Source organism: Sphingobium sp. ba1, from assembly GCF_000743655.1.
Taxonomy (GTDB): Bacteria; Pseudomonadota; Alphaproteobacteria; order Sphingomonadales; family Sphingomonadaceae; genus Sphingobium.
In genome coordinates, this window is record NZ_JPPQ01000006.1 from 1 (window position 1) to 6442 (window position 6442).

The window sequence follows — 6442 nt, forward strand, 5'->3', positions numbered from 1 at the left end:
CAGGCCCCGCCGCGACGATCGCTGCGCGCTGCCATACCGGCTTGGCGGGAAAGCTCTCGGCCCGATCCTGCGCCGACATTTGCAGCCAGGCGGGATCGGCCTGACTGGCCGCGTTCATGTCGCCCTTGAAGCGGACATAGCCACCCAAGGGGAGCGCCGCGAGCCGCCAGCGCGTGCCGCGCTTGTCCACCCAGGCCAGCAGTTCGGGGCCAAAGCCGATGGAGAAGGCCTCCGCCTTCACGCCGCACCAGCGCCCGACGATATAATGGCCGAACTCATGCACGAAAACGAGCGGCCCTATGACCGCGACGAAAGCGAGAACGGTCAGCAGGAAACCGGGATTTTCTAACAAGCCGTCAATCTTTCCATCACTTGGCCCGCCATGACGCGCGCCGCAGCATCCGCCGCCAGCACATCCGCAATGGCATGAGGCGCAGGCGCGCTATAGCGGGTCAACACTTCCTCCACAATCATGGCGATATCAAGGAAGCGGACGCGCCCGGCGAGAAAAGCGGCCACCGCGACTTCGTTGGCAGCGTTCAGGATTGCCGGAACGGCCCCGCCCGCCTCGGCCGCCTGCCGCGCCAAGCGCAGCGCAGGGAAGCGATCGGGGTCTGGCGCCTCGAAATCGAGCCGACCGATCCGCGCCAGATCGAGCGGTTGGCACGGCGTAGCGATCCGCCGGGGCCAGGCCAAGGCGTGGGCGATCGGAATCCGCATGTCGGGCGAGCCCAATTGCGCCAAGGTCGACCGGTCGCGATATTCGACCATCGAATGAATGACCGATTGGGGATGGACCAATATCTCGATCCGATCGAGGCCGACCGGGAAGAGATAGGCCGCCTCGATAAATTCCAGCCCCTTGTTCATCATCGTCGCGCTATCGACGCTGATCTTCGCGCCCATCGACCAGTTGGGGTGCGCGACCGCCTGCTGCGGCGTGATGTCCGCCATCTCGGCGCGGCTGCGGGTGCGGAACGGGCCGCCGCTCGCGGTCAGGATGATCCTTGCGACATCGTTCAGAGTGCCACCCGCAAGACACTGGAATATCGCATTATGTTCGCTGTCCACCGGCAACAGGGTCGCGCCGGAGGCGCGCGCCGCCTCCATCATCAGCCCGCCCGCCGACACCAGCGATTCCTTGTTGGCCAGCGCCACGGTGCCGCCCGCCTTGAGCGCGGCCATGGTGGGCCGTAGCCCGGCGCAGCCCACGATCGACGCCATGGTCCAATCGGCCCCGGACCCGGCGACATCGACCAGCGCCTCTTCGCCTGCAGCCGCCTCAACGTTCGACCCCGCCAGCGCAGCCTTGAGCGCGTCATAGCGCGCCGGGTCGCCGATCACAGCAATCTGCGCGCCGGTTGCCTTGGCCGCTTGCGCCAGCCCCTCGACATCGCTGTTCGCGGTCAGCGCGACGACCTGATAGGCATGCGGCTCGCGCTGGATGAGGTCGAGCGTGGACATACCCACCGAGCCGGTCGCGCCAAAGATCGACACCGTCCGCATCACGCCTGTCCCACCATCAGATAGAGCAAGGCAGCGAGTGGCGCGGCGGCCACTACGCCATCCAGCCGGTCCATCACCCCGCCATGGCCGGGCAGCAGCATCCCGCTATCCTTGACGCCTGCGCGCCGCTTCATCGCGCTTTCGAACAGATCGCCCAATTGCGCCGCCACCGCCAGCAAGCCGCTCGCCGCCGCCAACTGGATCGGCAGGCCAGCGAAGCGATGCAGCAGAAAGCCGGTGATCAAGGCGGCAAGGACACCCCCGGCCAATCCGGCCCAGGTCTTGGACGGGCTGATGCGCGGCGCGAGTTTGGGACCACCGATCGAGCGGCCCGCGAAATAGGCGCCAATGTCGGTCGCCCAAACCAGCGCCAGCGCCCAGAAGGCGAGCAGAAGTCCGTAAAGATTGGGTTCCTGCCCGCGCAGGAACAGCAAGGCCATCACCGGCACGCAGACATAGAAGATCCCGCAGGCCAGCCTGTAGCCCCGCGTCGCGGCCATCACGAACAGGAAGGCCGCGATCATCAGGCCGACCGCAAACCCATCCACGCCAGCCGCCAGCGGGCACAGGATCGCCAGCGGCACCGACACAGCGAACATCGACAGCTTTCGCTGTTCGGCGCTGGCGCCGTTCAGGTCCGCCCATTCGCCCTGCATCAGCACGCCTGCGACCGCGAGCAGCAGCCAGAAGAGCAGACCGCCCGACAGCAGGGCACCGACCGCCATCGCGATCAAAGCGACACTGACGATGGCGCGGGTCTTCAATTCGCTGGCCATCGCCTACAACCCGCCGAAACGGCGGTCCCTCAGACGGAAGGCATCGAGTGCGCGTGCCAGTTCCGCCGCGTCGAAATCGGGCCAGAGCATGTCGGTGAAATAGAGTTCGGCATAGGCGGCCTGCCACAACATGAAGTTGCTGAGCCGTTGTTCGCCCGATGTGCGGATCAACAGGTCAAGCGGTGGCAAATCGGCGGTGTCGAGCGCCGCGCCGATCGTCTCCACGCCAATCTCGTCCGCGCGTATCTCGCCGCGCGCGACGCGCCGGGCGAGGTGCTGGGCCGCGCGCACCATTTCGTCCTGCGCGCCATAGTTGAGCGCGATGGCGATCACGGGGCCGCTATTGGCGGCAGTACGGGCCACGGCGGCCTCGATCAGGTCGACCAGCGACGGGTCGAGAACGCGATAATTGCCGATCACCCGCAGGCGCACACCATTGGCGTGAAATTCGTCCAGATCCGCCTGGATGAAGTGGCGCAGCAGACCCATCAGGTCGGCCACTTCACTGGGTGGGCGCTTCCAGTTCTCGGACGAGAAAGCGTAGAGCGTGAGGCATTCCAACCCCATGTCGCGGGCCGCCCGCGCGACCCGGCGCACCGCTTCCACCCCGGCACGATGGCCGGCGATGCGCGGCAGCAGGCGCTTCTTGGCCCAGCGGCCATTGCCATCCATGATGATGGCGACATGGCGCGCGCCATGGGCAGGCGCGGTGCTGGTCAGGTCGGGTTTGGCTTGCGTGGCCATCAGATCAGGATGCGGGCAATGGCCACGAAAGGAAAGCCCCGGCTTACTGGCCGAGGATTTCCTTTTCCTTCGACGTCGCAGCGGCGTCAATGTCGGCGATGATGCTGTCGGTCAGCTTCTGGACTTCGGTTTCCAAGCGCTTGCGCTCATCCTCGCTGATTTCGCCTTTCTTTTCATCGGCTTTCAGGCTGTCCATGCCGTCGCGGCGGACGTTGCGTACAGCGATGCGTGCACCCTCGGCATATTTGCTGGCGAGCTTGGCCAGTTCCTTGCGCCGGTCTTCGGTCAGGTCGGGGATCGGCAGGCGCAGCGTCTGACCATCAGTGATGGGGTTGAGGCCAAGGCCCGCCGAGCGGATCGCCTTGTCGACCGGACCGACATTGGTCTTGTCCCACACCTGGACCGACAACATGCGCGGTTCGGGGGCGGACACGGTCGCGACCTGGTTCAACGGCATGGATGCGCCATAGACGGTGACGGTCACCGGATCGAGCAGCATCACATTGGCGCGGCCGGTACGCAGGCCGGACAGATCGCCGCGCAGCGATTCGACGGCACCGGCCATGCGGCGTTCCAGATCGGATTTGTCATATTGGGCCATGATGTCAGCGCTCCTGATTATGCACGATCGTCGCGACGCCCTGCCCCGCCAACACTGTCGCCAGGTTGCCGGTTTCGCGGATGTTGAACACGACGATGGGAATATTATTTTCGCGGCAAAGGGCAATGGCGCTTGCGTCCATAACCTTTAGGTTATCGGTCAAAACCTGGTCGAAGCTGATCTCGTCATAGCGGGTCGCGTCGGCCACCTTCTTGGGGTCGGCATTATAAACGCCATCGACGCTGGTGCCCTTGAAGATCGCGTCGCAATTCATTTCGGCGGCCCGCAGGGCGGCGGTCGTGTCGGTCGTGAAGAAGGGGTTGCCGGTGCCCGCCGCGAAGATGACAATCCGGCCCTTTTCCATATGCCGCACCGCCTTGCGCCGGATATAGGGTTCACACACCGACGCCATCGGGATCGCCGACTGGACGCGGGTGTCGTAGCCGAGCTTTTCCAGCGCATTCTGCACCGCCAGCGCGTTCATGACCGTCGCCAGCATGCCCATATAATCGGCGCTGGTCCGGTCAAACCCCTTGGCCGCGCCAGCAAGGCCGCGGAAGATATTGCCGCCGCCCACGACGACGCACAGCTCGAATCCCGCATCACGCGCCGCCGCAATCTCGCCTGCGACACGATTGACGGTTTCCGGCTCGATGCCGAACTGGCCCTGCCCCATCAGGACTTCACCGGACAACTTCAACAGGATGCGCTTGTAGGCAGGCCGGGTCATAGGCGGTGGGAAGTCCATGTTGCTAGCGGGAAGGCCAGCGATCATTAGTCAGCCCAGCGCCCAATGCCAAGGGGCGTTTGTCGTCAAATATTACGCAGCGCTATGGGATGGCCTTTGCGGTCCCGCAATTACCGTCATCCCGTGGGACCGTCAGCAGGGACGATCGCGCAGGCAGGGCGGTCCGCCACTGCCCCGTGGAGCCTTCCCGCCCCGCGACGGGGGCCGCAACTCATCCATGGTCAGCCAGCCATCATGATTGGCATCGGCCGCATCGAAGCGTTTGCCTTGATAGGCCAGCAATTCTTCGAGCGAGAGGCCCGCGTCATAATTGCTGTTGGCGTTGGTGATCAGGCCGACGCTGAGCGGCTCGATAAGCGCGGCGAGGCTCATGCTGCCAGGGTCATCGCCGACATCGGGAAGGAGGACTTCGGCGATCGGACCGTCCCGGTCACCGGTCCCGGCCACTTCCGACGAGGCCACCGAACCCATTTGCCGCTGCCAGGCGACGAATTCCTCATAACTCACCGCACCATTATGATTGCTGTCGATCCTGGTGAAGCGCGCGCGAATGAGGGTCTCGCGCCGGGCATCGAACAGGCTACGCAATTCGGCGATCATGACCATGCCATCGCGGTTGACGTCCGCTTCCCGGAACATCGCCGTCACGACCTTGTCGAACTGCGCCCGTTTGATCGGTTTAGGCGGCGTAGGTTGGCGCGGCCCGCCCCTATCGCCGGGTGGTCCGCCGCCGCCGCCACCGCCGCCGGGAGGGCCACCAGTGCCGCCGCCCTGCATATCGCCACCCATCCCGCCCTGCGCCAGCACGGGGGCAGTACATAATAGCAGCGACGCCAGCGCGCCGGACAATATCTTGTGCATCGACAATGCAAACTCCGCCAAAGTCGGAGACAGGCAGGCGGATAGCCATCCAGCCGCGCACGCCCCCGAAGCCACGTCTGCGGCAGAGACGGCACGGTGTTGGCAATTCAGTAGGCCGGGAGACTATTCCATGGCGCCTATCGCCCGATGCGGTGTTCGCCAAAAAAAAAGAGCGCCCAGCGGGGCGCTCTTTTCCTTGTTTCAGGCTGTACGTCCGTATGTCAGACGCCGGCAGCCGCCGCGACTTCGGCCGCGAAGTCGCTGACTTCCTTTTCGATGCCTTCGCCCAGCTGGAAGCGGACATAGCCCTTCAGGCTGATCGACGCGCCGGCTTCCTTGGCGGCCTTGGCAACCACGTCAGCGACCGGGGTCTTGTTGTCCATCACGAACAGCTGCGAGAGCAGCGCGTTTTCCTTGGCGAACTTGGCCACCGCGCCATCGACCATCTTGGCGACGATCTCAGCGGGCTTGCCCGATTCGGCGGCCTTTTCAGCAGCGATCGCGCGCTCACGCTCCAGCAGCGACGGATCGATGTCCGACGCGGCCAGCGCCAGCGGGAAGGCCGCAGCGATGTGCATCGCGATCTGCTTGCCTAAAGGCTCCATGACCTCAGCCGAGGCATCGCCTTCCAGCGCGACCAGCACGCCGATCTTGCCCAGGCCCGGTGCCGCAGCATTGTGGACGTAGGGCACGACAACGCCCTGGCTCACTTCGACATGGCCGACGCGGCGCACGGTCTGGTTCTCGCCGATGGTGGCGATATTGGCGACCAGCTTTTCAGCGACGGTGCCGCCCGACGGATAAGCAGCGGCCGACAGCGCTTCAGCATCGGCAGCACCGGTTTCGAGCGCGATCGTCGAGACGGTGCGGACGAAATCCTGGAACTGTTCGTTCTTGGCGACGAAGTCGGTTTCGCTGTTAACTTCGACGGCGACACCCTTGGTCCCGGCGACGGCAACGCCGACCAGACCTTCGGCCGCGGTGCGGCTCGACTTCTTCTGCGCAGCGGCCAGACCCTTGGCGCGCAGCCAATCGGTTGCCGCTTCGATGTCGCCATTGGCTTCGGTGAGCGCCTTCTTGCAATCCATCATGCCCGCGCCCGAACGGTCGCGAAGTTCCTTGACGGAAGCGGCGGTAATATCGGCCATGTTTCGGCTCCTAAATCAGTGTGGTTCAAATATGCGGCAGGGCGCGTCTCTGAAAGAG

8 protein-coding genes are annotated in these 6442 nt (G+C 64.8%); all 8 read right to left on the minus strand.

Annotated features, from left to right (window positions below; all coding sequences use genetic code 11):
- Window positions 1-352 (minus strand): site-2 protease family protein (locus tag IL54_RS00075; protein WP_037472039.1); only part of this gene is annotated, 352 nt, incomplete at its 3' end.
- Complete coding sequence (locus IL54_RS00080; protein ID WP_037472041.1) at window positions 346-1506, minus strand: 1-deoxy-D-xylulose-5-phosphate reductoisomerase; 1161 nt, start codon at window positions 1504-1506, stop codon at window positions 346-348. The genes IL54_RS00075 and IL54_RS00080, both read right to left, overlap by 7 nt.
- Window positions 1506-2282, minus strand: a complete 777-nt coding sequence (locus tag IL54_RS00085) for a phosphatidate cytidylyltransferase (protein ID WP_037472043.1) — start codon at window positions 2280-2282, stop codon at window positions 1506-1508. Before IL54_RS00085 ends, IL54_RS00080 begins: the two co-directional genes overlap by 1 nt.
- Before the next feature lie 3 nt (window positions 2283-2285).
- Window positions 2286-3026, minus strand: coding sequence for an isoprenyl transferase (locus tag IL54_RS00090; RefSeq protein WP_037472045.1), 741 nt, complete (start codon window positions 3024-3026; stop codon window positions 2286-2288).
- 43 nt (window positions 3027-3069) lie between these two features.
- The gene (gene frr / locus IL54_RS00095; RefSeq protein ID WP_037472049.1) at window positions 3070-3627 is read right to left on the minus strand and encodes a ribosome recycling factor; all 558 of its coding nucleotides are present in this window, start codon (window positions 3625-3627) and stop codon (window positions 3070-3072) included.
- A 4-nt stretch (window positions 3628-3631) separates the two neighbouring features.
- Window positions 3632-4357 (minus strand): UMP kinase, encoded by a 726-nt coding sequence (gene pyrH, locus IL54_RS00100; RefSeq protein WP_037472051.1) that lies wholly within the window; start codon window positions 4355-4357, stop codon window positions 3632-3634.
- A gap of 150 nt (window positions 4358-4507) precedes the next feature.
- On the minus strand, window positions 4508-5236 hold the full coding sequence (locus IL54_RS00105; RefSeq protein WP_037472054.1) for an EF-hand domain-containing protein: 729 nt from the start codon (window positions 5234-5236) through the stop codon (window positions 4508-4510).
- Window positions 5237-5457: 221 nt separating this feature from the next.
- Window positions 5458-6384, minus strand: coding sequence for a translation elongation factor Ts (gene tsf / locus IL54_RS00110; RefSeq protein ID WP_037472056.1), 927 nt, complete (start codon window positions 6382-6384; stop codon window positions 5458-5460).
- Window positions 6385-6442: the final 58 nt, after the last annotated feature.

Excerpts from the sequence above, each read along its gene's own strand:
- IL54_RS00080 (WP_037472041.1), bottom strand. The coding sequence starts at position 1,506 with ATGCGGACGGTGTCGATCTTTGGCGCGACCGGCTCGGTGGGTATGTCC.
- IL54_RS00085 (WP_037472043.1), bottom strand. The coding sequence starts at position 2,282 with ATGGCCAGCGAATTGAAGACCCGCGCCATCGTCAGTGTCGCTTTGATC.
- IL54_RS00090 (WP_037472045.1), bottom strand. The coding sequence starts at position 3,026 with ATGGCCACGCAAGCCAAACCCGACCTGACCAGCACCGCGCCTGCCCAT.
- frr (WP_037472049.1), bottom strand. The coding sequence starts at position 3,627 with ATGGCCCAATATGACAAATCCGATCTGGAACGCCGCATGGCCGGTGCC.
- pyrH (WP_037472051.1), bottom strand. The coding sequence starts at position 4,357 with ATGACCCGGCCTGCCTACAAGCGCATCCTGTTGAAGTTGTCCGGTGAA.
- IL54_RS00105 (WP_037472054.1), bottom strand. The coding sequence starts at position 5,236 with ATGCACAAGATATTGTCCGGCGCGCTGGCGTCGCTGCTATTATGTACT.
- tsf (WP_037472056.1), bottom strand. The coding sequence starts at position 6,384 with ATGGCCGATATTACCGCCGCTTCCGTCAAGGAACTTCGCGACCGTTCG.